Genomic DNA, 25605 nt, shown 5'->3' on the forward strand with positions numbered 1-25605 from the left:
CGATACACTGACCCAACTGAGGCGATGGCAGATTGGCCGGACGATTGACCCCGGACCATATCAAGACTAAGGCCACGCACAAACGAAACAGAACCCGCGAGAGACCCCTTGACGGATACCGCCCTGCCCCTTCCCGGCCAGCCTCCCAAGCAGACCTGGCCTGTGATCCTCGAAACACGCGGCTGGAAAGACTACCGCCTGCTCGATATGGGCAACGGCCGCAAGCTGGAGCGGTATGGCCGCTACACCGTTGACCGGCCGGAGCCTCAGGCAATGGGCAAGCCCCGGCTGAAGCAAAGCGTCTGGGACAAGGCGGACGCGGTCTTCACCGGTGATACGGATGAGGAAGGCCCCGGCCGCTGGAAGTTCTCGGGGAATGTCGAAGAAACCTGGAACATGGCTTATGGCCCGGTGCGCTATGTTGGCCGGTTCATGTCTTTCCGGCATGTGGGCGTGTTTCCGGAACAGGCCGCCCATTGGGACTGGGTCAGCGGCAAGATCCGCGAGGAAAAAGCCCGTCAGCCGGACAAGCCGCTGAACATTCTGAACCTCTTCGGCTACACAGGCCTTGCCTCGCTGCTTCCGGCAGCTGAAGGCGCGCAGGTCACTCATGTCGACGCCTCCAAAAAGGCGATCACCTATGCCCGCGAGAACCAGGAACTGTCCGGTCTTGAGGACCTTCCAATCCGCTGGATTTGCGAAGATGCGTCCAAGTTTGTCGCGCGGGAGGTCCGCCGCGGCAACACCTATGACGGCATTATTCTGGACCCGCCGAAATATGGGCGCGGACCCAAGGGCGAAGTCTGGGACATTTACACAAGCCTTCCCGAGATGCTCGACAACCTGCGGCAGATCCTATCGAAAGACGCCCTGTTCATGATCCTGACCGCCTATGCCATCCGCTCGAGCTTCGTCTCCATTCACGAACTCATGGCAGAAACGCTGCCCCGTCAGGGCGGCCTGCTGGAATCCGGTGAACTGGTCCTGCGCGAGGAAGATGGCAAGCGCGCCCTGTCCACGTCCCTCTTCTCGCGCTGGAGCAGCCGATGACCGAGACTTCCCGTCCCCAGCGCGCCGGTGCCGTCAAGCAGGTTACCAGTCATTCCAATCCGATCGTCAAGGAGATCAAGGGACTGGTCTCCCAGCGCAAGTTCCGGACCCAGTCCGGCCTTTTTGTCGCCGAAGGCCTGAAGCTTGCCACGGATGCACTCGACGCCGGTTGGGCCTGTTCCTATCTGGCCATCGGCCCGGAAGCCCGCGACAATCCGGTTGCCCAGAAAGCCGCCGCAACAGCCAAGGCCCGTGGCGCGTTGATCCTCGAGGTCAACACCGCCGTGATGGCGGCGATGACCCGCAAGGACAACCCGCAAATGGTAGTCGGCGTCTACGAGCAGCGCCTGGTCAACCCGGAAGCCATTGACCCGCGTCAATCAACGGTCTGGATCGCGCTCGACCGGGTCCGCGATCCGGGCAATCTCGGCACGATCATCCGCACGGCCGATGCTGCCGGAGCGTCCGGCGTCATTCTCGTGGGGGACTGCACCGATCCCTTCGCCGTCGAAACGGTCCGCGCCACCATGGGCTCCCTGTTTCATGTGCCGCTGGTCAAGATGCAGAAGGACAAGTTCAAGCAGCTTGCTGCAAGCTGGCCGGGCAGCGTTGTCGGTACCCATCTGAAAGGCTCCGTCGACTACCGCACGCCGGAATACCAGGAGCCGACGCTCCTGCTCATGGGCAATGAGCAGCAGGGACTGGAAGACGAGATGGCCGATTGCTGCCAGACCCTGATCCGAATTCCCCAGGTAGGACAAGCGGACAGCCTCAATCTCGCGGTTGCGACCGGCATCTCTCTTTACGAGATCCGGCGCAAGCAGCTTGAGCTCTAGATAATAAGTCAGAATTCCAGACAGGACCGGAGTCTTTGATGCGGCTTTTTGTTTTCGGCGCAGGCTATTCTTCTCAGGCATTCATCGAAGAGGTGCGCGAGAAATTCGACTGGATCGGTGGAACCACCAGGTCCGCTGAGAAGGCCGATTTGCTGCGCGCCAAGGGCATCACGCCGTTTCTTTTCGATGGCAAAAAGCCCGGAGAAGGTATCACCGAAGCTCTGGCGCAAGCGACACATGTCCTTCTGTCCATCGCTCCGGACGAAGCCGGGGATCCGGTGCTGATCCATCATGGCAAGGACATCGCAGCCGCCCGTCCAGAATGGATGGCCTATCTTTCGACCGTTGGCGTCTATGGCGACCATGACGGTGCGTGGGTAGACGAGACGACCCCCTGCAAGCCTGTTTCCAAACGCTCAGTTCAACGTGTTGCAGCAGAGGAAGCCTGGCTTGACTTTGCTAAAGAAGAGAAGCTGCCCGTCCAGATTTACCGCCTGTCGGGGATCTACGGCCCCGGCCGCAACGCACTCGAGAACCTGCGCAAGGGCACGGCACGGCGGCTGATCAAGCTCGGTCAGGTGTTCAACCGCATCCATGTTGCAGACATCGCCGGAGCCCTGGCTGCCTCGATGAAGAAGCCGCAAACCAACATCTTCAACCTGACGGACGACGAACCGGCTCCCCCGCAAGATGTGGTCACATTCGCCGCTTTACTACTCGGAGTTCAACCTCCGGAAGAAATAGCTTTCGAAGACGCAAACCTTTCTCCAATGGCCCGGTCCTTTTACGGAGAGAACAAACGCGTTTCGAATAAGAAAATCAAGAATGATCTAAATTATAAATTCAAGTTTCCGAACTACAGGTCGGCACTTGAGAGTTTGCACGAAAATTCACATGGGTAAATTTTGTTTTTCTTATTATTATCCGAAATAATCACAGCGTAATAAAAAACTTTCAATCTCTATTACAGGAACATTACACAACATGATCGCAAGTTGCACAAATTAAGTGCAGTCTTCCTTAACTATTTGAGCGCAACATCTGGGTCACTTAAACCTACGTCAGGTGGCCCAAATGACACTCAAGACCGGCTTCGCCAGCGCTCTCATCCTCTTTGGCTGCGCGGTCCCATCGGTAGCCTTCGCCCAGCCCGCTGCTCCAGACACAACGGCACTCATCACTCCCGCCGTTATTTCCAATGTCCGCGCATGGCTTGCAAATCCGATCGTAGAGCTGTCGATCAATGCACAGAACGATCTTCGCGGATCTCTCGGCCAGGATCAAATTGACGCACTGGACAAGCAGTGGCGGTCCGAGCGGGAGCAGGAAGACAAGCCCCTGATCGCAGCGACACTCAGCGCTCCTCTCTCGATCTATCTTCTGCGCGTGCAGGCTCAGAATTTGGGCCTCTACAGCGAACTTTTCATTATGGACGCGAATGGCCTCAATGTTGGTCAGAGCTCCATAACCAGTGACTACTGGCAAGGCGATGAAGCCAAGTTCCAGAAGACATTTCCTGTTGCCGCGGATGCTGTGTTCGTCGACGAGCCAGAGTGGGACGAGGATCTGAAGATCTGGCGCGCACAGCTGAATGTGACCATTGCCGGCCAATCCAGTGGCAAGGCCATAGGCGCCGCGACCGTCGAGATCAACCTGACCGAACTGCAGCGCCGCAGCGCTCCGGCAAGCTAATCCCGCACAAGTCGAAAGAGTATCAAAATGCTGGGAAATATATCTGTCACAAAGAAAGGCGCAGCGGCGTTCTTCGCCCTGGCTTTAATCGGAGCGATTGCAGGCGGATTGTCTTACATCAAGACCGTCGGCGCGATGAATGAAGTCGCGATGGCAACCAAAGTGAGTTCGCTCACGACCGATGCCCTGACACTTGAGGGGGCAATCAATGCCCAGGCCTTGTCAGTCAAAACCTTTCTCCTCACCGGGGACCGCGACTGGCTGAAGCAGGCAAACGACAAAGAAGCCGCCATTACCGAAGGCTTTATGGACCTTAAGTCCAACATCCTTGAATTCGCTCCTCAAGCTTCAGCCAAGCTGGAAGAGATGAATGCGGCCTGGTCCCAGTGGAACACCAGCTTCGTAGGCAAACAGATAACCTTCATGCGCGACCCGCAGACGGTGGATTATGCCCGTGCCATGGAGCTGACCAAAGAGAGCCGTGACCTGATGTCGGCGATCGAAAAAAGCCGTACGGAACTGGCAAGCACTCTCAACGCCATCGAGGACGCGTCGCTGGCGCTTCAAAGCAGCGAGTTGAGCGTTGTCAAGATTATCGCGCTGAGCAGCGCCCTTTTGATCGTCGCATTCGCGGTGGCGCTTGGCTTCATCAACCACGCGCTCGTTTCCCGGCCCCTGGCACACCTGAACAAGATCGTCGAAAGCCTTGCAGAGGGCAACACTGACCTGAACGTCGACTTCGGGAACCGGACGGATGAGATCGGCACAATGGGCGGCGCGCTGAAGATCTTCCGGATGAACCTTATCAAGACCCATGAGCTTGAAGAGCAGGCAGCACGCCAGAGAGAACTGACCGAGATCGAGAAGCGTGCAGAAATGGAACGGGTTGCCGGAGATTTCGAGCGCACGGTTCTCAGCATCAGCGAGGAAATCATCCAGCAGCTGGACAATCTGAACCTCAAGTCTGGCACCCTGTCCGAAATCGCGAACGGCACGTCTCAACAGGCCTTGTCGGTCTCCGCAGCAGCCGAGCAGGCGACGGCAAACGTCAATACCGTTGCAGGCGCCGCAGAAGAAATGTCTGCGTCAATCAGAGCCATCACCGAGCAGGTGCGTGCTTCGTCTCAACTGGCCAGCGATGCGTCTCACGAAGTTGAGCGTTCGAACCAGGCCGTTTCCACTCTGCAGCAGGTCGTCGCGAAAATCGGCGATGTCACCAGCCTCATCAACGAGATTGCGAACCAGACCAACCTTCTGGCTCTGAACGCAACGATCGAAGCCGCTCGCGCCGGTGAGGCGGGCAAGGGCTTCGCGGTCGTTGCCTCGGAAGTGAAGGCACTTGCGACGCAAACCTCGAAGGCGACCGAGGAAATCGACCGTCAGATCAGCGAGATGCGTGCAGCCGCAGATGACAGTATGTCCGCGACCAACAGCGTCGCCGACATGGTGCGCTCGATCGCCGAACGCACGTCCTCTATGGCCGAGGCAACGGAGCAGCAGAATCTGGCGACGAGCGAAATCGCGACCAACGTTACGGAAGCGGCAGATGGCACCAGGAGCGTGTCCCAGTCGATCACCGACGTCAGCAGTTCAGCCAATCAGACAGGCGAACTAAGCGCGGATATGCGGCAGGCCGTGGAACATTTGCATGTCCGTTCGACGGAACTTCGCGATGCCATGCACCGCTTCCTTTCTGAGGTGAAAGCTGCCTGACCTAAAGTCAGACAAGCAATTGCAAATCAAGGCAAGCCGCCCGGCTCAACGGGCGGCTTTTTTCGTTGCCGGGCGTCTCCGTTGCCGAGCCGGACACAATGGTCCGCTAATTTATCTTTTTTCCAATGACATCTTGCAATCCGCGCCGGGCACCCCACTTATCGGTGCAGACAATTCGTCTATACCGTCTTGCAAGTCTTGCGACCTGCTGCCTCTCCCGCATCCGCTGTTATGGCTAACGAAGCGTTAATATGTTTCGCTGATGCTGGAATTAAGGCCTTCGCTTAAGGCAAAGGCGGGTATTTCATAAATAACTGTCATCAGGACGTCTAAAACCTTCGCTAGAAGCGCAGTGTTTGGATGTCAGAATTATAAGAACGGAAGTAGTAACTCCATGCATCATGGAAACGTTAAGTGGTTTGATCTGAGCCGTGGTATCGGCTCAATCGAACCGGAACAGGGCGAGGACATCCTCGTCGACAGCGCCGCTCTCCGGCGCTCTGGTATCAGCACGCTGCGCGAAGGTCAGGTTGTTGCCTTTGACCTCAACTGGCGCCGTGGTGAAGCCATTGCTGAGGACCTCAAGGTTCTCTGAGCGGAAGCAAAAGCTTCTGGACGAAAGGGCGGTTCACCGCCCTTCAGATTGATTACAAACCCCTCGGTTTTTGGCGGCAGCCAGAATCGAGGGGTTTTGATTCCGATATGTTCACGATTTGAATCTGTGACGTTCCGTGAATCTGAACCTCTTCGATAGGCTTCAGAGGTTTGTCAGCAGTCTGAAGGGCGGTTCACCGCCCTTTTTTATTGCCCGGTCACGCTCGGGACTTTCGCGGGCATTATTTTGCTCTATTCTAACTATTCGTTACGGCATCCGTTTTCAGCCGAAGCGCCCCAGGAGTTTTTGAATGGCATCCGATGTTTGCAATGTACTGCTCGTATATCCGCGTTTCAATGCCGGGTCTTTCTGGAACTATGGCGCAACCTGCGAACTGGTCGGCGCGAAATATCCTGCTCCGCCTCTGGGGCTTATCACTGTGGCAGCCATGCTGCCCAAGTCCTGGAATGTCCGCCTGATTGACCGGAACACCGATCCTTATGAGGAAGAAGATCTCGACTGGGCCGACATGGTGTTCACCGGGGGAATGCTGCCGCAGCAATCGGATGCCCTCAAGATTATCCGGCAATGCAAATCCCGGAACGTTCCGGTGGTTGTTGGAGGCCCAGATGCCACCTCCAGCCCGGAAGTCTACGCAGATGCCGATTTCAGGGTTCTTGGCGAAGCGGAAGGCATTCTCGACCGCTTCCTGGAAGCTTGGGCACAGGGACAACGGTCGGGCACTTTCTCAGCCGAAAAGTTCAAGGCAGATGTCACCAGCACTCCGATCCCGCGCTTCGACTTGCTGAACTTTAAAAACTATGTGCAGGTCAACGTGCAGTTCTCGCGCGGTTGTCCCTTCACCTGTGAATTCTGCGACATCATCGAGCTTTATGGCCGGGTGCCGCGGACAAAGACCAGCGAGCAGATGCTGGCTGAACTAGACCGTCTCTATGAGCTTGGATACCGGGGGCATGTGGATTTCGTCGATGACAATCTCATCGGCAACAAAAAAGCCGTGAAGGCTTTCCTGCCCGAACTCATCAAGTGGCAGAAGGCACGCAACAATCCGTTCGAAATGTCCACGGAAGCCTCACTCAATCTCGCGGATGACGAAGCACTGCTCAAGATGATGCAGGAAGCTCGCTTCTTCTCCGTGTTCATCGGCATCGAGTCCCCGGATCCGGACGTGCTCAACGCCACGCGCAAGAAGCAGAACACCCGGCGTGATATCGCGAAGAGCGTTCACAAGATCTATGACGCAGGAATTTGGGTGCTGGCCGGCTTCATCGTCGGCTTCGACCAGGAAAGCGATCAGGTTGCAGATGAGATTTCAGCCCTGATTGAAGAGGCTGCCATCCCCGTGGCCATGACCGGCCTCCTCTATGCTCTTCCCAATACGCAGCTGACCCGGCGGCTCGCAAAGGAAGGCCGCTTGCATGCCGATTTCGCGACGGACGACCCGGACACACTAGACGGAGATCAGTGCACGGCTGGCTTGAACTTCAAGACCGTGCGTCCGCGTGAGCAGATCCTCAGAGATTTCAGAAAAATCATTGAGAATGTCTACAGCCCGGAAGCCTATTTCCGCCGTGTGCGCAAAGTTACCTCCATGCTCGACATGAGTGGCGATAACGGTGCAATTCTGGGTGCCGGTTTCTTTCATGACCTCAAGATGTTCGGCAAGATCATTTTCGCGATGACGTTCAAGGAGAAAACCTATCGCGGGCCTTTCTGGAAAGCCCTGCTCGTCACGCTGTTCACCAATTTCAAGGCGATCAAGCCTGTGATGATGATGATGGCGCTTTACGTTCATCTGGGACCTTTCTCGCGCTTTGTGCTTGGACAGATCGACAAGCAAATCGAAGAGATTGAGCGCGGAGAGTGGCAGGCTCCTGCCCTTGTTGCTGCGGAGTAACCGCAGCAGCCTCACGGGACCCGGCCGGACGCGCAAGGACATATGCCATTGCGGCAAGTCCAGCCGGAGGCCGGGCGTTTAGCCAAATGAGGTTGATCGCCAATGGGCCTTGGTGTGATAAGGACGCCTCAAGCCTGCCATGAGCGGGTCCATTATCCGCGTTCCGCATAGCAGGAAAGTCTGTTTCCATGGGAGAGCCCGTCTCCACCCGCAAGGCCCTCATCTTTATTTTCGCAACAGTTACCATCAACTCCATGGGCATCGGCCTGATCATGCCGGTTCTGCCCTCGCTGCTGGTCGAACTGACTGGAGACACCGTTGGAGAGGCTGCGCGGTGGGGCGGCGCTTTGAGTGTCGTCTATGCGCTGATGCAGTTTCTGTGCGGCCCCACCCTCGGCAATCTCTCGGACAGGTATGGGCGCAGACCTGTTCTGCTCATTTCCATGCTGGTGCTTGCGGTGGACTATATGATCATGGCCATGGCCGGGAGCCTGGCCATCCTGTTCATCGGACGGACCCTGTCGGGTGTCGCGGGCGCGAACTTCTCTTCCGCTTCCGCCTATATCGCCGACGTTTCCACCAAGGAACAGCGGGCGCGGAATTTTGGCCTCATCGGAGCGGCGTTCGGCATCGGCTTCATTCTGGGGCCGGTCGCCGGCGGCTTTCTGGGAGAATACGGATCCCGCGCTCCCTTCTTCGCGGCAGCGGCGCTCTCCTTCGCGAATTTCCTTTATGGCTTCTTCTTCCTGCCGGAAACCCTGAGGGAAGAGAACCGCCGCCCGTTTGACTTCAAACGCGGCAATCCCCTCGGCGCCCTCAAGCAGCTGGCCGACTATCCGTCCGTGAGAATGTATCTTCTTGCCCTGCTGCTGTTCGATATTGCCCACTACGTCTATCCGGCGGTCTGGAGCTATTACACCGGCGAGGCCTTTGGCTGGGGCCCGGCAGAGATCGGCGGATCTCTTGCCGTCGTCGGCATCGGCTTTGCGTTTGTTCAGGGCTACCTGATCCGGGTGCTCGAACCCAAACTTGGGCCGATGAAGACGCTGACCTTTGCTCTTGGCGCAAATGTCATTGCCTATGCCGGGCTTTCCGTGATCAATGCAGGGTGGATGGTGTTCCTGTTCCTGCCCTTCGCCTCGCTCGGCGCGCTGGCAACGCCCTCCTTCTCCGCTCTGATGGCAAATGCGATTCCGGACAATGCGCAAGGCGAACTGCAGGGCTTCGTCTCCAGCGTTTCAGGCATCGCCATGGTGATCAGCCCCTTTGTGATGACGCAGCTCTTCAGCGCCTTCACGGCAGATGACGCGCCCGTCTATTTCCCGGGCATTCCCTTTGTGCTCGCGGGTATTCTGATCGTGTTGTCCTTCCTGCTGACGCGCGTTGCCCGCTCGAAGGACACATCTGAAGAGGAAGCCCCAGCTTGACAGCCAGCACCGTCCACCGGATTGAGCCAGCCGCAGGCCGCAAGGCCCGCCAGCTTGTCGTGCTTCTCCATGGCTACGGCTCCTGCGGTGCGGATCTGATCGGGCTTGGCCGGGCCTGGTCCGGCGTACTGCCGGACGCCGTCTTTATTGCGCCAGATGCGCCCGAAGCCCTTCCCCATGAAAGCCTTGCCGGACGGCAATGGTTCGCTTTGAACGAAAGAGACATGCGTGAAATCGAAACGGGAGCTGAAGCCGCCGCACCCAAGCTTCAGGCCCTGATGGATGCCGCCTTGAAGCACTACGGACTGGACAGCTCTCAGCTCGCTGTCGCCGGCTTCAGCCAGGGTGCGGCAATGGCGTTCCAGACAACCTTGCGCCGGCACCCGGCACCTGCTGCCCTGCTTGCCTTTTCAGGAATGCTGCCTGGCCCTTCGAGGCTGGATGACATCCAGACGGAGACCCCAGTCCTGATCGTCCACGGCGATGCCGACGATGTGGTGGCGCCGGACTTTCTGACAGCTGCGGAAGCCGCCCTCACCCGGGTTGGCGTCAGTGTTGAAGCGCATATGCTGACGGGTCTCGATCACTCCATTGATGAGCGGGTGATGGTGCTTGGTGGCCGTTTTCTCTCCGCGGCCTTCGCCTGACCCTTTCGCATTCTGCAATCACAACAGAAAATCTTAACAGCATCTTAAGACTTCATCTGGCAGAGTGAGTTTGGGCCAAAGGATTTGGTTCAGGCGGCAAAGCCGCCGGTTCAGATGAGGCGCAGGATGCAGATTTCCGTCGAGACCACCAGGCAGAGTGCAAGTCTGGCGACCTTTTCATCGGTCGTTGGTGGCACGGCATCTTCTGCAAAGACCTCCAGCCCGTCTGATGCGGACGCCTCCGCAGCAACGTCCTCTGCTTTGGAGTCGGCATCCAAGAAGGCTGCCGAAGATTCCTCTGTCATCGCCGCCCTGCAGGCCGCGGTGGAATTCCGCCGTGGCGAGAGCGCTGAAAACAGCGCCCGCAAGGCGATGAAGCAGATTGAAGACTACCAAAAGACTGCGGGCCAGCTGAAGCAGGCCCTTGGCATGGACGTCAGCACCGAGGAAACCGAGGCAGCAAATTCCGCAGCCTTTGAAGCCGCTACGGTCTCAACCACGACCATCGAAGCCCAGATTGGCGGTAGCAGCCTGTCTGCCCAGTTCGTTTCCTATGAACGTGCGTCCTACAGTTCCTCGACGGGCCTGTCTGTGCGCTCCGCCAGCGCGTCCTCGATCCAAACGCTCTCCGGCAACACCAGTGCCAGCTACCAAAGTGCCTCCGTCAGCTCGTTTTATGCCGGGACCGGCTCCCAGCTTGCTGACCTCCTCGAAGGCTACGCCTGAGAGATCTGCATTTCCACGCTTGAGACAGACACCAGCCTCCGCTACACCCCGTGAATGACATCGATCAGCAAGGGTTAAGCGGACATGGACAATCTGAAGGCGGAGCTGCTGCGCGGGCTTTGGTATGTCGCCTGCCCGGGGTCTGACATCAAGCCCGGCGCCATGACCGGCAAGAAGCTGATGGGCGAGATGGTCCTTCTGGGCCGCGACAAGCATGGCAAGGTCTTCGCCCTCCGCGATATCTGCCCCCACCGCGGCATTCCGCTCCGCCATGGCTGGTTCGACGGCGAGCATGTCCAATGCTGCTATCACGGCTGGAAATTCGGAACGGACGGCACCTGCGTCGACATTCCCTCAACCCACGAATACCAGACCATCGACTATTCCAAGATTTCCTGCGGCGCGTTTCCCTGTATCGAGCAGCAAGGCCTAATCTGGGTCTATTTCGCAGAAAACGGTGAGAAGCCGGAAGAGGGCCGGCAGCCGCTCCCCCCGATGCTGCCCGATTTTGCGGCAGATCAGGGTCCGAGCGTCGCTATCCTGCAGCATTTCGTCTGCTCGGTGGACCATGCAGCCCTCGGTCTGATGGATCCAACCCATGCGGCCTTCGTCCACACCTCCTGGTGGTTCAAGAAGAATGGCACGAAGCTCCGGCCAAAGGAAAAGCAGTTCGAAGCGTCGGAGCTTGGCTGGGCCATGGTCCGCCACAAGATCCCGCCGCAGAATATCGCTTACCGCTACCTGCTCGGCGACAATGTGACGACGGAAATCAGCTACCGGCTGCCAGGCCTGCGGATCGAGCACATCAAGGGCGACAAACATTGCGTCGTCGGGCTCACCACCATCACACCTGTCACCGAGGACGAAACCGAAGTGCGCCAGATGTTCTGGTCGACGATCGGCTGGCTCAAGCCGCTTCATCCGCTCGTCAGGCATCTGATGAACGTGTTTCTGGATCAGGACCGCCGGGTCGTCATCCAGCAGCGCGAGGGGCTGGAGTACAATCCCAAGCTCATGCTGATCAACGATGCGGATACGCAGGGGCGCTGGTGGATGCAGCTCAAACGGGAATGGGCGGCCTCCGCCGAGGAAAAGCGTCCCTTCGAGAACCCGGTCAAGGGCCGCGTCCTGCGCTGGATGAGCTGATCATGGCAGCGAGCGGCCCGTGCAAGGGCCGCCTGCTATCAGAGTATCAAACGTTGTAGTGATGCTCCCGGAGCACCGACAAGGTCGCTTCGGAGTAATTGTAGCCCTGCCGGATTTCCGAAAGCATCCCGTCCATCTGCTCCTGCACGGACGGGATCTCGTCATAGTGAAGGTCATCCGGCGTCAGCATGATGTAGCCGTTGTCTGCATGGCTGTAGACGAGCTTGATCTCCTCGCCATACTTGTCCTTCAGCTGACGCTCCGCCTCAAGCCGTTCCAGGAAGGCTTCTGTGTCCTCCCGATTGTACTGATCAGCCATCTCCGTGGAGAGCTCTATCGGATTGCCCCGGTTCCACTGGCCTTCGAGCTTGAAGATGCTGATCGGCATATAGGAACCAGTTGCACCGGGAGGCAAAGCCTCGATCGGCGCGTTGACATTCAAGGTGAAGTGCTGCTGCGGGTTGTCTTTGTCCGCCTCTATTTGGGCGAGCAGCTCGGGCGAATAGCTTAACTGACCCCCGACAGTGCGCAACAGCGAGATCCCCTCGCGAGCATCAATGCTATGCCCGGACACGATCACCTCCAAGCCGTTGACGGTCTCCCGCTGAACGGGGCTCTCCGAGGCTTGATCCGATCCCTCAGAGGATGCAACGGCACCGGTCTCCGTTTCCTGCTCTTTCTGCAAGACAGTCAGGACATCGACGGACAAATGCTTCGAGTAGGAAATTGTTACCGGCGCATCGGCATTTCTTACCTGTGATGCCTGCGTGCCGGTATTTTCTTCCCCACCACTGAACGAGCTCTCTGCCGCAGATGCAGCTTCGGAACCCAAGGATTTCTGCACGGAATATCCGGAAACGGAGCTGCCAAGCCCAATTCCTGCGACGCTCATGTTTCTCTCCTGATGTTTCTTCAGAAGAAAATCAGCAACAGTTGTGCCAATTCAAAACCGACACCCGGAGGGTGCAAAGCACAGGGCAGGCGTGAACGCCCGCCCTGAAAATAAGACAGCCTTGCGCAAGACAAATCTGTCTCGCGCAAGGCAGGAAGAGATTTCTCTGTAACAACCAGCCGGACAAAGCTGTCCCCGCCCCTGCCTGTAGAATGGCAGGCCTCAAGCCTGCTTGAGGTAAGCCGCCAGGATATCGCGGGCAGCTTCCAGATCACTCTTTGCGATCATTTCGGTCACCGTGTGGATATAGCGGGTGCCGACAACGATCCCGACAGCCTTGGCGCCGGCGGCGGCCTGCTGGGCCGCGGCGCCATCCTGCCCGCCAGAGCGCAGCATGGTGCGCTGGAAGGGGATCTTCTCTTCGATTGCCAAAGCTTCCAGTTCCTTGACCAGATCCCGGTCAGCGATGAACGAGCCATCCTTCACATGCAGGCCGAAGCCTTCACCCTGAACAGTGGTGCGGTCTTGCTCCGGAACGCTTGGCGTATCACAGGCAAGTGTCGTGTCGATGCCAAAACCGATATCCGGCTTGATCGCATAGGCCGCCGTGCGGGCACCACGCAGACCGACTTCTTCCTGACAGGTGAAGGCGACGTGGATTTCACAGGTGTGCTTTGCCTTGCCCAGCGCGCGGATCGCCTCGATACCCAGCCAGCAGGCAATACGGTTATCAAGCGCCTTGGAAACGATCTTGCTGCCAACCTCAATCAGTGGCTCATCCATGGTGACCATGTCACCGATACGGATCTTCTGCTTGGCTTCCTCGCCGGTCATGCCGAGATCGATGATAAATTCCGCAGGTTCCGGAATCTTCTTGCGTTCTTCGGGCGACGAAATATGGATCGGCCGGCCGCCAGGATTCATTACGCCCTTGAAGTCGCCATCATCTGTGGAGACAAGAACGCGTCTTGAGAAAAGGTTGCGCGCATCGAAGCCGCCGACCGGCTGAACATAGACAAAGCCCTTGTCGGTGATATGCGACACCAGAAAGCCGATCTCATCCATATGGCAGAGGAGCATGACTTTCTTGGGATCGGTTCCCTTCTTGGGAGACTTGCGCGCTGTCCGCTTGCACAGCAGAGAGCCCATGGGATCGACGGTCACTTCATCGAAAAGCCCGTCGATCTCCTTGAGAATGAGTTCGCGGACCCGATGCTCGTGACCGGGAACGCCCGGGGTCTCGCAAAGGCGGCGGAGAAGGTCGATATTCATTTTCTGATCCCTGAAGACAGAATTGCAATGCAGGCACCCTACCCCCAAGCCCTTGGTTCTGAAAAGGGCTTGGCCGTTGCCCACAGGTGGAAAGGTCCGGCCTCTTGCCGGACCGCGAGCTTGGTCTCAAGCTTGAAGCACGAAATCAGCAGAACCGGCCCAGCCGGGAGTTTTTCAAGATGATCACATCTACCCCATCCACACGCCTTGTCTCTGCCCGGTCTGCCCTGCGGTCTACTCTGGCTGCAAGCGCTCTGCTTCTGGTCTCAGAGGCCTTCGCGGAAGCGCCGCTACCGCCCGCCAAGCCGCCTGTAGCAGAGGCCAAAGCAAGCCCGATGGAAGCGCCTGCGGCTGCGGCAAAAACCCAGGACGCTAACCAGCGCTTTGCGTCCCTAAAGGACGATGCCCCGGCCAAAGACTATTTCGGTGCGATGAAAACCCCGGCAGCCCTTCAGGCCCGGGCCATCGGCTCCTATGCAAAAGGCTGTCTTTCGGGTGGCAACGCTCTGCCAGTCAATGGCCCGACCTGGCAGGTGATGCGGCTGTCCAGGAACCGGAATTGGGGCCATCCATCCCTGATCCAGTTTCTCGAGGATCTGGCCGCCGATGCACCTTCACAAGGATGGAGAGGCCTGCTTGTCGGCGACCTTGCCCAGCCGCGCGGCGGTCCTATGACCTCGGGACATGCCAGCCATCAGATCGGCCTTGATGCGGATATCTGGCTGACGGAAATGCCGGACAGAACCCTGACGCGGGAAGAACGGGAGAACATCTCTGCGGTTTCCATGCTGAAGGGACCGCTGAACGTGGCCGGAGCCGACCGGAGCGTCGATCCTAAAAAATGGTCGGACAGCCGCGCACGGCTGATCCGCAGGGCCGCCAGCGATCCGCGTGTCGCCCGCATCTTCGTCAACCCAGCCATCAAGAAGGCTCTTTGCGACTTTGAAACAGGCAAGGACCGCAGCTGGCTCCGGACAGTCCGGCCCTGGTGGGGGCACGACTATCATTTCCATGTCCGTCTCGCCTGCCCGGCTGGCAGCGAGGGCTGCAAGGATCAGGATACGCCACCGCCTGGAGATGGCTGCGGGAAGGAACTGAGCTGGTGGCTATCGGACGAACCCTGGGTTCCAAAGAAGACCAGCAAGCCGCCCAAGGTGGTCAAAAAGAAACCAATGGCATTGGCCGCCTTGCCACCAAGCTGCAAGCAGGTCCTGACAGCACAGTAGACGCGATCAGGCCGAGGCTGCGGGCTCTGGCAAGCTGGAAGCAGGGGCCGCTGCATCATTCAGCACAAGCGTAGCGAAATGCAGATCCAGCCAGCGCCCGAACTTCGTCCCGATTTGCGGCAAGAGGCTTGAGATCTCGAACCCCATCTTGCGATGGAAGGCGATGGATTTTTCATTCTGGCCATCCACCGCGCCGATGAGCACGTGATAGCCTTCGTCCCGCGCACTGGTGATCAGCCGTTCCAGCAAGGCTTTCCCAACGCCGGATCTCTGCCCCTCCGGACAGACATAGATGGAATGTTCCGCCGTCAGCCTGTAGCCAGACCGGGCACGGAACGGGCCATAGGTTCCAAAACCGATCACCTTGCCCGTACCAGCATCGAGCGCGACGAACACTGGCAGTCCGGCTTTCTGGCGGTCTTTTAACCAGGTCTCCCGGTCCTGCAAGGTGTCCTGGATCTCGGTCCAGGCGGCTGTCAGATTGCAAACCGCGAAATTATGGATTTCCAAAAGCGCCGGAACATCCTCAAGAACGGCGGAGCGGATGGTCAAAGCTTGCGTGTTCATGTCTTCGTTCCGGGCCTCACGGCCGCTAGTGCCCAGCGGGCGGATTGGCATGGTCATCGAGCACCAGTGTCATCAGCACCAGATCCAGCCAGTCACCAAATTTCATACCGACCTGCGGCAAACGGCCAACGACCTTGAAGCCGCATTTCTCGTGCAGAGCAATAGATCCGCCGTTCTCACCATCAATGGCAGCAACGAGCACATGGTATCCTTGGCCCCGCGCCAGCTCGATCAGCCTTTCCAGCAACAAGCGCCCGGCCCCCAGACCACGGGCCTGGGGCAGAACATAGACAGAGTGCTCAACGGTCAACCGGTACCCTTCCTTCTCCCGGTAAGGTCCGAACGATCCGTAGCCCACAACTTGTCCGCTCTCGTCCTCGGCCACGATGACGGGAAGTCCGGCACTTTTACGGGACCGGAACCAGTCTCGTCTGCTTTCCAGCGTCTCCTGCCGGTCGGTCCAGATTGCCTTGAGGGTCCTGACGGCATCATTATGAATTTCAAGGAGGGCCGGGAGGTCCTCTTCAGTTCCGTCTCTCAGGAGCATGAAACGCCCTTTCAAATTAGCCTCACTCATAGTATCTCTTAATTTGATAAAAGAAATTATGCTGTACATCAGAAGATCGTATGGATATCGAACAACTTCGAACGTTTGACCGGGTCGCACGTGATGGCAGTTTCACAAAGGCCGCCGCGAGACTGAATGTGACCCAGGCAACCGTCTCGATGCGCATTCAGGCCCTCGAGAATGACATAGGCGCGCAGTTGTTCAACCGCGGCCGGCAGGTCCGCCTGACAGATCAGGGTTTGAGCTTCCTGCCCTATTGCCGCCGCATGCTGGGCGTCCTGCAGGAGGCCCGCGAAACCCTCCGCCGGGCAGAGCGCGGCCGGGTCTCGGTCGGATCACTCTCCACCATGATCATGCCGCTGATCAGCGGCCCGCTTGTCCGCTTCCAGAAGCGTCATCCCGACATGGATGTCGTTATCCGGGAAGGCCGGCATAATCAGATCTCCGCGATGCTTCATGAGCGGGATGTTGATCTCGCGGTGATGTGCTGGCCCAACCTCGATCCTCTCCTCACATCGGCAGAACCGTTGATGATCATTCGTGAGGATGCACCGCTTGTAGCTGCACCGGAACTTGCGAGGGAGTTTGGCCCTGAGCCCACTCTCGCACGGGTTTTGGAAAAATCTCCCCGTTTCCTGACGCTCAACTGGTGGCAGATTTCGCCCCATCGCGCGATTTCAGCCTCTCAGGCAGCCGGATCACGGGTTGAGCTTCCGACGGACCCAGGCCGCAACCTCGCCCTCTCCGGTCAAGGTGTCGGCTTCTTTGTCCGCTCTTCAGTCGCCGATGTGCTGGCCAGCGGTGAACTCGTCGAGATTGATGTTTCCGACATTGAACCCCTTTACCGGGATATCGCTCTGGTCGTGCAATCCCTCACAGCGCTGGAGCAGCCAGCTCTCCTCGAATTTGCTCAGGAGATCGCGGCAGACGGGCGCAAGCTGGGCCGTGTTCTCCGTGACAGTCTGACGGACCTCACTTCGGAACGCTGAGTCTCATCTGCTTGAAGTCCCGGGCGGCACGGAAACCGGTTACGGCTTTAAGATAACCGGCGCAGCTGTCCTTTTCCTATCCCGGAAGTAATTGTTGATCGGGCGCTCCAGGCCCAGGAACAATATCCAGGATACGAGCGTCGAGGTTGCCAGCGCGGCGGCAAAGCCGGAAAGACCCGACGGATGCCAGCCAAGCTGTGAAACGGAAAGCGCGATCAGAAGCGGATGAGTCAAATAGAGGCCGTAGCTTATCGTTCCCAGGAACAGGAGCACCCGGTTCTCCAGCAGGCTTTTCCAGGCTGGCGAGCTGATCCGGTAACCGCAGATGACGATCGCGGTTGAAAGCCCGACAAGAAGGGGGCCGTTGCCGACCGAGAAGGCCACCGCAACAACGAACAGGCCTGCACCAGCGAGCAGAAGCACACGAGTCAGCGCGACATTGTCAAACAACCGGGATTTCCGGAACCGGAAGCAGGCCACGCCTGCCACAAAATAGAACCCGTAGCGGGTCGGCATCCAATGAGCTGCGAGCTTGTCCGCTCCGGGCGCGACCGACCGGATGACCGGCCAGGTCAATTCGGACAATGCCATGACAAGTGCGCAAGCGATGGCAAGCAAAACCCAGCTTCTGGCAAAGAGAATGACCCCAGGCAGCGCGAAGTACCAGAAGACCTCGATTGGCAGTGTCCACTCAACAGTGAGAATGCTATTGGCGATCCTGTAGTCAAGAAAACTCAAGAATGTCAGATGCATCAGTAAATTATATGCATCATAGGGCGTATCGAACCGCTCACCCCATGAAGGGGTTTCAATCACGCCTTGGCGGATGAAAAGGAAAGCGGCAATCACCACCAGAAAATAGAGCGGCGCGATGCGGAAAAAGCGGCGTGTGATATAGACGGGGAAGTCCTGCCCCTGCCGGAAGGTGGCCGCCACACTGAAGCCAGCGATGACGAAGAATGCGTAGACGCCGGTGCGCCCCATGTCCGTGATATTGGCGCCGATCCAGCCAAGATCGCGAAAGGCGCCGGTGTGAATGGCAATTACCATGCAGGCGGCAATGGCCCTCAGACCCGTGACAAAGTCCGTATCACCGTATCGCTTGATCATCTCGCCTCCCCAACGTCAGATCCGGCCCCGGGGCAAACCGGGACCTGGCTTGAGGGTCCGGATTTCCGCTCGCCGCCAACAAGCCGCCTTTCTATCGGACGTTCATCAGCCAGAACAAGGGATAAGTCAGCCACCTCGTGCTCCGGAACCCACCAAATCCCTTTGCGTTCTGCGCCGCCAGTGGTAAACGAGCGCCATGACGACGCAGAAGATTTCCAACATCCGCAATTTCTCCATCGTGGCCCACATCGACCACGGCAAGTCGACGCTTGCCGACCGGCTGATCCAGATGACGGGCACACTGACGGACCGCGAAATGACCTCACAGGTTCTCGACTCGATGGATATCGAGCGCGAGCGCGGCATCACGATCAAGGCGCAGACCGTGCGACTGATCTACAATGCCCAGGATGGCCAGCAGTACATCCTGAACCTGATCGACACCCCAGGCCACGTCGACTTCGCCTATGAGGTCTCCCGGTCCCTGGCCGCGTGCGAAGGTTCTCTGCTTGTCGTGGACGCCAGCCAGGGCGTGGAAGCCCAGACGCTGGCAAACGTCTATCAGGCCATCGATAACAACCACGACATCGTCACTGTTCTGAACAAGATCGACCTTCCGGCGGCCGAGCCGGACCGGATCAAGGAACAGATCGAAGACGTGATCGGCATCGACACGGCGGACGCCTGCATGATCTCCGCCAAGACCGGCTTGGGCGTCGACACGGTTCTGGAAGCGATCGTCAAGCAGCTTCCTGCGCCGACCGGCGATCCGGACGGCCCGCTGAAGGCCATGCTGGTCGACAGCTGGTACGACACCTATCTCGGCGTGATGGTTCTGGTCCGCATCATCGATGGCACCCTGAAGAAGGGCCAGCGCATCAAGATGATGGGCACGGACGTTGTCTATGATGTCGACCGCGTCGGCGTGATGACGCCCAAGTTCCTGCAGGTGGACGAGCTGAAGAGCGGAGAGATCGGCGTTCTGACCGCGTCGATCAAGGAAGTGGCTGACACCCGCGTCGGGGATACGATCACCGACGACCGCAAGCCCTGCGCCGAAGCCCTGCCGGGCTTCAAGCCGGCCCAACCGGTCGTTTTCTGTGGCCTGTTCCCTGTGGATGCCAACGACTTTGAAGACCTGCGCGCCGCCATGGGCAAGCTGCGCCTTAACGACGCCAGCTTCTCCTTCGAGATGGAAACTTCGGCCGCTTTGGGCTTTGGCTTCCGCTGCGGCTTCCTTGGCTTGCTGCACCTGGAAATCATTCAGGAGCGTCTGTGGCGCGAGTTCAATCTCGACTTGATCGCGACAGCGCCTTCCGTGGTCTACGGCATGACCTTGACCGACGGCACCGAGATCGACCTGCACAATCCGGCGGACATGCCGGACATTGTTAAGGTGGCGGAGATCCGCGAGCCCTGGATCCGCGCAACCATCATGACGCCGGACGAATATCTCGGCGGCATCCTGAAGCTCTGTCAGGAGCGCCGTGGTCTGCAGATCGACCTGAACTACGTCGGCAGCCGCGCCATGGTCACCTATGACCTGCCGCTGAACGAAGTGGTCTTCGACTTCTATGACCGTCTGAAGTCCATCTCCAAGGGTTACGCATCCTTCGACTATCAGATTTCCGACTACCGCGAGGGCGACCTCGTGAAAATGTCGATTCTCGTCAATGACGAACCGGTGGATGCATTGTCCGTTCTCGTGCACCGCAGCCAGGCAGAACGCCGCGGCCGCGCCATGTGTGAAAAGCTGAAAGAGCTGATCCCGCGGCACATGTTCAAGATCCCGATCCAGGCGGCCATCGGCGGCCGGGTGATCGCCCGTGAAACCATCTCGGCCCTGCGCAAGGACGTGACCGCCAAATGTTACGGCGGTGATGCGACCCGTAAGCGCAAGCTATTGGAAAAGCAGAAGGCCGGTAAGAAGAAGATGCGCCAGTTCGGCAAGGTGGAGATTCCGCAGGAAGCCTTCATCCAGGCCCTCAAGATGGATGATTGAGCCCTCAGTCACCCGCGCATAGCACCTGCATTTTTCCGCCGGCCCCGCCGGCGGAACCATTTTGAAGACCAAAAGGAGCGACCCCATGAGCCTAGAACCCCTTCTGCGGGAGCGCTCCGGCGGCACCTGCGAGCTTTGCGGTTCAGCAGACAACCTTAGCGCATTGCACGTGGGCCCGGACAAGCCGGACGACGCGGATCACGCAATTCTTGTCTGCGAAACCTGCGCCGCACAGATTTCCGGCGAAGCACCGCTCGACGGCGCGCATTGGTCTTGCCTGAATGAAAGCGCCTGGAGCCAGGTTCCCGCCGTGCAGGTCTCCGCATGGCGGCTCCTCAAGCGGCAGTCCGGAGAAAGCTGGGCCCAGGAACTGCTCGAAATGATCTATCTTGAGGATGAAACCCTCGAGTGGGCCAAGGCCGGACAGGTTTCCGCAGGCGGCGAAGACGCCATAGTGCACAAGGATACCAACGGCGCCGTGCTGTCAGCAGGCGATACGGTGACGCTGATCAAGGATCTGAAGGTCAAGGGCGCGAATTTCACCGCCAAGCGCGGCACAGCGGTGCGCAATATCTCTCTGGTTCACGACAACGCCACGCAGATCGAGGGACGGGTGAACGACCAGCGGATCGTGATCCTGACCGAATTCGTCAAGAAGGCCTGATTTCACGGCCAAGACAGGACAAGGCTGGATGCCCGAGCGGCAGATCCGCCTGTTCCCTCAGGCTCATCCGGCGGATAGCTGGATGAGCCAGCGGATCGCAGGATGACGGCAGGTCGTCAGGCGTTACATTCTCACACAGCCATTGCAGCAGATTTTCTATAAGCTTCATCATAGCTAAACCATCACACAGCCGAACTCCGGAAAAAATCGACTTATTCTGCGATCTGGTTTAGTTTTTCTGTATGCAGAACCTCAACCGCGTTCATCTGGCTGGCCTGCGCGCCGTGGAAGCCGTCGCCCGTCTCGGCAGCCTGAAAGCCGCAGCCGAAGAGCTTGGCGTCACGCCGGGAGCCGTCAGTCAGCAAGTGCAGAAGACCGAGCTTCAGCTTGGCATGCCCTTGTTCGACCGGCATCCCCGCGGCTTGACCCCGACCCGCAATGCAGCTCCGATCCTGCATCAGCTTACTGCGGGCATGACCGCGCTCTCAGCTGCCGTCGCCATGACTGGCCGGGGGCGGGAAGATGCACTGACCGTTTCCGTCGCACCTGTTTTTGCAGGCAAGTGGCTGGTCTGGCATCTGCGCGACTTCAACAAGGCTCATCCAGACATCAGAGTTCGCGTGGACGCACGGGTGGACCTTGTTGATCCCGATTCCAGTGACGTAGACCTATGCATCCGCGTTGGGAAAGGCCCCTATAAGGGCGTGAACGCTGAAAAACTGCGGAGCCAGCGGGTGTTCCCCGTTTGCAGCCCGGCGATTGCCGAACAGCTGAAAACCCCCTCTGACCTGGCCAATGTTCCGATCATCAAGGACCCGGGCCAGATGTTTTCATGGAACGAGTGGCTCACCCCCAACGGGCTGGACATGAGCATCCTCGGCAAGGGCCCCACATTCTCGGACGGCTCCCTGTGCCTGGATGCCGCCATCGCCGGACAAGGCGTCTTTCTCGCCTGGGAAACCCTCGCCTATCACGCTCTGGAAGTCGGCCAGATTGTCCGCCCCTTTCCCGGCAGCTATCAGACGCCGTTTTCCTATTGGCTGATTTCCGGAAAACACAGCCCTCCCACCAAAGCTATGAAGGTCTTCAGTGCCTGGCTGAAAGAGGAACTGGCCTGCTCCCTCTCGGGTCTTGCCTAAACAGCCTGCGAATGGGCGCAGACCTGCCGCAATCGCCCAAGCCGCTCAAATCCGGACAGAACTTGGGCAACTGGTTCATCCAGCAGATTATTTTTCTGTAATTTGCGGGCCAGTTTTCCCCGGCACATATTGCCTCCGCGGACGAGAGATCGCCGGTGGTTCAAAGAAACCACGACGCGACGGTCCCGGATCGCCCGCAGATTGCAGGGGCCTTTGCCTGGCGCAGGCCCCTTCTTCGAAAGGACCGCACTCATGCGTCGTCTGATTGTTCCGGCACTTGCCGCCGCAGTTCTTGCAACTTCCTCCGCAGCTTTCGCAGCACAGACCGCTACCGGTACTGTGAAATCGATCGATGCGAAGCACAGGACCATCACCCTGAGTGACGGAGCGGTCTATCACATGCCGGCCAAGTGGAAGAACCCGGGCCTCAAGCAGGGGGCCAAGGTGGCCGTCACCTTCGACAAGCAGAATGGCGCCAACAATGCTTCTCAGGTGAAGATGGAATAACCCCCAGCCCCCTTTCCAGCTCCTGAGACAAGCGAAAACGGCCCCGACCTCGTCAGGGCCGTTTTCATTCCGCTCACCGCCAGAAAACCAACTGGCCCAAATGTGACCGGCATCACGGCCAGCGCCTCAGACTGATCTAAACTGATCCTCCGCTTGAAAGAGGGATTCAGATGTCAGTTTTTTATCGCACTGTTTCAGCTTCACTTGTCTGCCTGTCCGTGGCGCTGCCCGCCAAGGCCGCCACGAAGACCTTCTGCAACCTGGAGCCCGGCAGCTGGGAAGCCAAAATCCCCGGCCAGATCGACGGTTTCTGGTCGGTCAAGAACGGCGCAGGCACGTTGACCATGATGGGACGGACCATGCCCCTGCCTCCAGGACAGCTCTCCGATGGCGCGATTGAGGCCAAGGCCGATGGCTCCATGATGATCAGCTCCCAAGAGATGCAAGGCAGCTTTCCCATCACCTTCGTCAAGAAGGGTGATTTGAATTTCGATCTCCAGGAGGACACTCCGCTGGAAAGCAAGGATGTGCTGGAAAACCTGGACATTGAGGTTCTGACCGGCTGCAAGCCAAGTGCCTTCCCCCGCCTGTATGCGGAAGGTTCCTACCAGGAAGAAGCCGGCACCATCGACTTCGAGCTCCACCTGATCGTGATCAGTCCCAGTATCATGTACGGCGTGACCTTTGGAGAGTTCAAGGGGCAGCAAGGAAAGGGCAAGGCCCGGCGCCTTTTGACCTTCAGCCGGTAACTGCACCGGTTTCGTATAGCAGTGACCTTTGAGATCTTGTTCTGGGCGCCGGCTGCTGTATGGTGCATCATCATGACCACCCGGCCCCACTCTTCGCAGCCACGCAGAAGCGCTTTTATTGCGCGCGGTTATCTGCGCTTGCTGCCTGGGCATGGTCCTGCCTGCGGCCGATTTAGTCTCTGAGACCTCACCTTCCGCCGATCCTGACGTGAACCTGCGCAAATCCTTGCGCGGAATGTGGCAAGATCCGGCATATCTGCTAAAAGACCATCAACTTTTTCCGAACGTCCAATGGCGGCTCTTCGCTTGAGGACCCATCGTGCAATCCGATCGAGGACCCATGTCCGACCTGACCACTCTCGAAACCGAAATCCTGGCCGCCATTGAGAGCGCAGACACCGAAGCCGCGCTGGAAGATGTCCGCGTTGCCGCGCTTGGCAAGAAGGGCAGCCTTTCCGAACTGATGAAGACCCTCGGCGGCATGAGCCCCGAAGAGCGCAAGACCATGGGCCCGGCCCTGAACGGCCTGAAGGCCAAAGTCACCGATGCCCTTGCCGCCCGCAAGGAAGTGCTGGCCGAAGCCGCTCTTGAGGCACGTCTGGCCAGCGAAAGCGTCGACGTGACCCTGCCGCTGCGCAGCAGCCCGCTGGAGACCGGCCGCATCCATCCGGTCAGCCAGGTGATCGATGAACTAACCGCGATCTTCGCCGACATGGGCTTTTCTATCGCCGAAGGTCCGGATATCGAAACGGACGAGCTGAACTTCACCGCGCTGAACTTCCCCGAAGGCCACCCGGCGCGCGAGATGCACGACACGTTCTTCTTCAACCCGAAGGAAAACGGCGAGCGCCTGCTGCTCCGTACGCATACGTCTCCGGTCCAGATCCGCACTATGCGCAATCAGGAACCGCCGATCCGCGTGATCATTCCGGGCCGCACCTACCGCTGTGACAGCGACCAGACCCACACGCCGATGTTCCATCAGGTCGAAGGCCTGGTGATCGACAAGGGCGCACATTTCGGGAATCTGAAGTGGGTTCTGGAAGAGTTCTGCAAGGCGTTCTTTGAAGTCGACAATATCAAGATGCGCTTCCGCCCGTCCTTCTTCCCCTTCACCGAGCCCTCCATGGAAGTGGACGTCCAGTGCGACCGTTCCGGTGGCGAAGTGAAGATCGGCGAAGGCAACGACTGGCTGGAAATCCTCGGCTGCGGCATGGTCCATCCGAATGTGATCCGCAATTGCGGACTTGATCCGGACGTCTATCAGGGCTTCGCCTGGGGCATGGGCATCGACCGCATCGCCATGCTGAAATACGGCATGGCCGATCTTCGCGCCTTCTTCGACGCGGATGTGCGCTGGATCCAGCACTATGGCTTCCGTCCTCTTGACCTGCCGACCCTGTTCGGCGGCATGTCGAGCTAATCCGTCCGTTCCGTTTCGTTGAGAAGGCACCGGTTTCACATGCCCCTGATCAGCCGCCTTTTTACCTGCCTTGCCGCTGTTGTCCTCTGCCTGAGCCTGGCGTTTCCCGCCAGCGCCCAGTCGCAGGAAAGCTCGCAGGACAGCTCCCAGGTCAACACACCGGCGAAGACCTCCTCGGATCGCGTCTCGACCCCGACCTCCTTTCTGGAGGCCTGCGCAGAGAAGATCGAAAGCCGTGGCCGTCTGCGCTTCTGCGACACCTACTTCCAGGAGAAGCTGGGACCGCAGGCTGATGCGCTGCTCTATCTGAGAGACCGGATCACCGGTCTCAGGGCGTCCCACGAAGCCGCTGCGACGGAGAAGTACAACAGCTTCCTGTCCGCCGTGGCGATCGTGGCGTTCCTGACGATCGTTTCGATCGTTCTGGTGGCCAGCGAAAAGCGCATACAGGGCCTTGGCAAATGGGCAAGCCTTGCATCCTCAGCGGCCCTGCTTGTGGTGATCGTGACCATGTCACTTGGCTGGCTTGGCAAATACCGCGCGGAATATGCCGCCCAGGTGGAGCTTGGCATGTTGCGGGACCGGATTGAGGCGGAATCGGCTCAGGTGATCGCGACAGGCAAGAGCATCACTCCGGAGATGGTCACCGAGTGGACCCGTGAGCTGGGCCACATTGGCGAGCGCTTTGCGAACAACTACGGCGCGGCGTCTCCGCTGCCCGAGTTCAGCCGCTTCAAGGCCGATTGA

Annotated in this window: 25 protein-coding genes; 20 read left to right on the top strand and 5 right to left on the bottom strand. The window is 58.7% G+C overall.

The genetic code is table 11. The features are described from left to right. Positions 1 to 108: 108 nt before the first annotated feature. The 11 genes from IG616_RS12470 (at position 109) to IG616_RS12520 (ending at position 11750) form a co-directional block, all read left to right on the top strand. Positions 109 to 1050, top strand: a complete 942-nt coding sequence (locus tag IG616_RS12470; protein ID WP_209007476.1) for a class I SAM-dependent rRNA methyltransferase — start codon at positions 109 to 111, stop codon at positions 1048 to 1050. Beyond that, positions 1047 to 1886: a TrmH family RNA methyltransferase gene (locus tag IG616_RS12475; protein WP_192148498.1), complete on the top strand. Its 840-nt coding sequence runs from the start codon at positions 1047 to 1049 to the stop codon at positions 1884 to 1886. The genes IG616_RS12470 and IG616_RS12475 overlap by 4 nt, the downstream gene beginning before the upstream one ends. 38 nt (positions 1887 to 1924) lie before the next feature. Next, positions 1925 to 2788: an SDR family oxidoreductase gene (locus IG616_RS12480; RefSeq protein WP_192148499.1), complete on the top strand. Its 864-nt coding sequence runs from the start codon at positions 1925 to 1927 to the stop codon at positions 2786 to 2788. A gap of 172 nt (positions 2789 to 2960) precedes the next feature. Continuing rightward, on the top strand, positions 2961 to 3578 hold the full coding sequence (locus IG616_RS12485; protein WP_192148500.1) for a hypothetical protein: 618 nt from the start codon (positions 2961 to 2963) through the stop codon (positions 3576 to 3578). A 27-nt stretch (positions 3579 to 3605) separates the two neighbouring features. Beyond that, a complete protein-coding gene (locus IG616_RS12490; RefSeq protein WP_192148501.1) occupies positions 3606 to 5291 on the top strand; it encodes a methyl-accepting chemotaxis protein in 1686 nt (561 codons plus the stop codon). 394 nt (positions 5292 to 5685) lie between these two features. Next, a complete protein-coding gene (locus tag IG616_RS12495) occupies positions 5686 to 5886 on the top strand; it encodes a cold-shock protein (RefSeq protein WP_192148502.1) in 201 nt (66 codons plus the stop codon). A 310-nt stretch (positions 5887 to 6196) separates the two neighbouring features. Further along, entirely contained in the window at positions 6197 to 7804 is a 1608-nt protein-coding gene (locus IG616_RS12500; RefSeq protein ID WP_192148503.1) for a B12-binding domain-containing radical SAM protein, read from the top strand. Between the two features lie 188 nt (positions 7805 to 7992). Beyond that, positions 7993 to 9231, top strand: a complete 1239-nt coding sequence (locus IG616_RS12505) for a TCR/Tet family MFS transporter (RefSeq protein WP_192148504.1) — start codon at positions 7993 to 7995, stop codon at positions 9229 to 9231. Continuing rightward, complete coding sequence (locus IG616_RS12510) at positions 9228 to 9878, top strand: alpha/beta hydrolase (RefSeq protein ID WP_192148505.1); 651 nt, start codon at positions 9228 to 9230, stop codon at positions 9876 to 9878. The genes IG616_RS12505 and IG616_RS12510 overlap by 4 nt, the downstream gene beginning before the upstream one ends. A gap of 126 nt (positions 9879 to 10004) precedes the next feature. Beyond that, positions 10005 to 10604 carry a hypothetical protein gene (locus tag IG616_RS12515; RefSeq protein ID WP_192148506.1) on the top strand — a complete coding sequence of 200 codons (600 nt, stop codon included), beginning with the start codon at positions 10005 to 10007 and terminating at the stop codon, positions 10602 to 10604. A gap of 84 nt (positions 10605 to 10688) precedes the next feature. Further along, complete coding sequence (locus tag IG616_RS12520) at positions 10689 to 11750, top strand: aromatic ring-hydroxylating oxygenase subunit alpha (protein WP_192148507.1); 1062 nt, start codon at positions 10689 to 10691, stop codon at positions 11748 to 11750. A 46-nt stretch (positions 11751 to 11796) separates the two neighbouring features. Here the strand turns inward: IG616_RS12520 and IG616_RS12525 are convergent, their stop codons facing one another. After that, a complete protein-coding gene (locus tag IG616_RS12525; RefSeq protein ID WP_192148508.1) occupies positions 11797 to 12642 on the bottom strand; it encodes a hypothetical protein in 846 nt (281 codons plus the stop codon). A gap of 222 nt (positions 12643 to 12864) precedes the next feature. Further along, positions 12865 to 13914, bottom strand: a complete 1050-nt coding sequence (locus IG616_RS12530; RefSeq protein WP_192148509.1) for a M42 family metallopeptidase — start codon at positions 13912 to 13914, stop codon at positions 12865 to 12867. 179 nt (positions 13915 to 14093) lie between these two features. On the opposite strand from IG616_RS12530, the gene mepA reads away from it, so the two are divergent. Then, on the top strand, positions 14094 to 15140 hold the full coding sequence (gene mepA, locus IG616_RS12535; protein WP_192148510.1) for a penicillin-insensitive murein endopeptidase: 1047 nt from the start codon (positions 14094 to 14096) through the stop codon (positions 15138 to 15140). A 6-nt stretch (positions 15141 to 15146) separates the two neighbouring features. Here mepA and IG616_RS12540 read toward each other — a convergent pair whose 3' ends face one another. Then, on the bottom strand, positions 15147 to 15707 hold the full coding sequence (locus IG616_RS12540) for a GNAT family N-acetyltransferase (RefSeq protein WP_192148511.1): 561 nt from the start codon (positions 15705 to 15707) through the stop codon (positions 15147 to 15149). A gap of 25 nt (positions 15708 to 15732) precedes the next feature. After that, complete coding sequence (locus IG616_RS12545; RefSeq protein WP_281393063.1) at positions 15733 to 16284, bottom strand: GNAT family N-acetyltransferase; 552 nt, start codon at positions 16282 to 16284, stop codon at positions 15733 to 15735. A 50-nt stretch (positions 16285 to 16334) separates the two neighbouring features. Here IG616_RS12545 and IG616_RS12550 point away from each other — a divergent pair, with 50 nt between their 5' ends. Continuing rightward, a complete protein-coding gene (locus IG616_RS12550; protein WP_192148512.1) occupies positions 16335 to 17264 on the top strand; it encodes a LysR family transcriptional regulator in 930 nt (309 codons plus the stop codon). A gap of 39 nt (positions 17265 to 17303) precedes the next feature. Here the strand turns inward: IG616_RS12550 and IG616_RS12555 are convergent, their stop codons facing one another. Then, positions 17304 to 18374, bottom strand: coding sequence for an acyltransferase family protein (locus tag IG616_RS12555; protein WP_192148513.1), 1071 nt, complete (start codon positions 18372 to 18374; stop codon positions 17304 to 17306). A 196-nt stretch (positions 18375 to 18570) separates the two neighbouring features. On the opposite strand from IG616_RS12555, the gene lepA reads away from it, so the two are divergent. From lepA to IG616_RS12590, 7 genes are all read left to right on the top strand, one after another. Beyond that, the gene (gene lepA / locus IG616_RS12560) at positions 18571 to 20376 is read left to right on the top strand and encodes a translation elongation factor 4 (RefSeq protein WP_192148514.1); all 1806 of its coding nucleotides are present in this window, start codon (positions 18571 to 18573) and stop codon (positions 20374 to 20376) included. Between the two features lie 85 nt (positions 20377 to 20461). After that, on the top strand, positions 20462 to 21040 hold the full coding sequence (locus tag IG616_RS12565; protein ID WP_192148515.1) for a PhnA domain-containing protein: 579 nt from the start codon (positions 20462 to 20464) through the stop codon (positions 21038 to 21040). 242 nt (positions 21041 to 21282) lie between these two features. Beyond that, the gene (locus IG616_RS12570; RefSeq protein ID WP_192148516.1) at positions 21283 to 22179 is read left to right on the top strand and encodes a LysR substrate-binding domain-containing protein; all 897 of its coding nucleotides are present in this window, start codon (positions 21283 to 21285) and stop codon (positions 22177 to 22179) included. A 252-nt stretch (positions 22180 to 22431) separates the two neighbouring features. Further along, positions 22432 to 22686, top strand: a complete 255-nt coding sequence (locus IG616_RS12575; RefSeq protein ID WP_192148517.1) for a DUF1344 domain-containing protein — start codon at positions 22432 to 22434, stop codon at positions 22684 to 22686. 170 nt (positions 22687 to 22856) lie between these two features. Continuing rightward, entirely contained in the window at positions 22857 to 23435 is a 579-nt protein-coding gene (locus IG616_RS12580) for a hypothetical protein (protein WP_192148518.1), read from the top strand. Positions 23436 to 23775: 340 nt separating this feature from the next. Then, a complete protein-coding gene (gene pheS, locus IG616_RS12585; RefSeq protein ID WP_192148519.1) occupies positions 23776 to 24858 on the top strand; it encodes a phenylalanine--tRNA ligase subunit alpha in 1083 nt (360 codons plus the stop codon). Positions 24859 to 24897: 39 nt separating this feature from the next. Next, a complete protein-coding gene (locus tag IG616_RS12590; RefSeq protein ID WP_192148520.1) occupies positions 24898 to 25605 on the top strand; it encodes a phenylalanyl-tRNA synthetase subunit alpha in 708 nt (235 codons plus the stop codon).

Source organism: Roseibium litorale (assembly GCF_014842915.1).
Taxonomy (GTDB): domain Bacteria; phylum Pseudomonadota; class Alphaproteobacteria; order Rhizobiales; family Stappiaceae; genus Roseibium; species Roseibium litorale.

What these genes read in the sequence shown, in the direction of transcription:
- IG616_RS12475 (WP_192148498.1), top strand. Translation starts at nt 1,047, where the DNA reads ATGACCGAGACTTCCCGTCCCCAGCGCGCCGGTGCCGTCAAGCAGGTT.
- IG616_RS12480 (WP_192148499.1), top strand. Translation starts at nt 1,925, where the DNA reads ATGCGGCTTTTTGTTTTCGGCGCAGGCTATTCTTCTCAGGCATTCATC.
- IG616_RS12485 (WP_192148500.1), top strand. Translation starts at nt 2,961, where the DNA reads ATGACACTCAAGACCGGCTTCGCCAGCGCTCTCATCCTCTTTGGCTGC.
- IG616_RS12490 (WP_192148501.1), top strand. Translation starts at nt 3,606, where the DNA reads ATGCTGGGAAATATATCTGTCACAAAGAAAGGCGCAGCGGCGTTCTTC.
- IG616_RS12495 (WP_192148502.1), top strand. Translation starts at nt 5,686, where the DNA reads ATGCATCATGGAAACGTTAAGTGGTTTGATCTGAGCCGTGGTATCGGC.
- IG616_RS12500 (WP_192148503.1), top strand. Translation starts at nt 6,197, where the DNA reads ATGGCATCCGATGTTTGCAATGTACTGCTCGTATATCCGCGTTTCAAT.
- IG616_RS12505 (WP_192148504.1), top strand. Translation starts at nt 7,993, where the DNA reads ATGGGAGAGCCCGTCTCCACCCGCAAGGCCCTCATCTTTATTTTCGCA.
- IG616_RS12515 (WP_192148506.1), top strand. Translation starts at nt 10,005, where the DNA reads ATGCAGATTTCCGTCGAGACCACCAGGCAGAGTGCAAGTCTGGCGACC.
- IG616_RS12520 (WP_192148507.1), top strand. Translation starts at nt 10,689, where the DNA reads ATGGACAATCTGAAGGCGGAGCTGCTGCGCGGGCTTTGGTATGTCGCC.
- IG616_RS12525 (WP_192148508.1), bottom strand. Translation starts at nt 12,642, where the DNA reads ATGAGCGTCGCAGGAATTGGGCTTGGCAGCTCCGTTTCCGGATATTCC.
- IG616_RS12530 (WP_192148509.1), bottom strand. Translation starts at nt 13,914, where the DNA reads ATGAATATCGACCTTCTCCGCCGCCTTTGCGAGACCCCGGGCGTTCCC.
- mepA (WP_192148510.1), top strand. Translation starts at nt 14,094, where the DNA reads ATGATCACATCTACCCCATCCACACGCCTTGTCTCTGCCCGGTCTGCC.
- IG616_RS12540 (WP_192148511.1), bottom strand. Translation starts at nt 15,707, where the DNA reads ATGAACACGCAAGCTTTGACCATCCGCTCCGCCGTTCTTGAGGATGTT.
- IG616_RS12545 (WP_281393063.1), bottom strand. Translation starts at nt 16,284, where the DNA reads ATGAGTGAGGCTAATTTGAAAGGGCGTTTCATGCTCCTGAGAGACGGA.
- IG616_RS12550 (WP_192148512.1), top strand. Translation starts at nt 16,335, where the DNA reads ATGGATATCGAACAACTTCGAACGTTTGACCGGGTCGCACGTGATGGC.
- IG616_RS12555 (WP_192148513.1), bottom strand. Translation starts at nt 18,374, where the DNA reads ATGATCAAGCGATACGGTGATACGGACTTTGTCACGGGTCTGAGGGCC.
- lepA (WP_192148514.1), top strand. Translation starts at nt 18,571, where the DNA reads ATGACGACGCAGAAGATTTCCAACATCCGCAATTTCTCCATCGTGGCC.
- IG616_RS12565 (WP_192148515.1), top strand. Translation starts at nt 20,462, where the DNA reads ATGAGCCTAGAACCCCTTCTGCGGGAGCGCTCCGGCGGCACCTGCGAG.
- IG616_RS12570 (WP_192148516.1), top strand. Translation starts at nt 21,283, where the DNA reads ATGCAGAACCTCAACCGCGTTCATCTGGCTGGCCTGCGCGCCGTGGAA.
- IG616_RS12575 (WP_192148517.1), top strand. Translation starts at nt 22,432, where the DNA reads ATGCGTCGTCTGATTGTTCCGGCACTTGCCGCCGCAGTTCTTGCAACT.
- IG616_RS12580 (WP_192148518.1), top strand. Translation starts at nt 22,857, where the DNA reads ATGTCAGTTTTTTATCGCACTGTTTCAGCTTCACTTGTCTGCCTGTCC.
- pheS (WP_192148519.1), top strand. Translation starts at nt 23,776, where the DNA reads ATGTCCGACCTGACCACTCTCGAAACCGAAATCCTGGCCGCCATTGAG.
- IG616_RS12590 (WP_192148520.1), top strand. Translation starts at nt 24,898, where the DNA reads ATGCCCCTGATCAGCCGCCTTTTTACCTGCCTTGCCGCTGTTGTCCTC.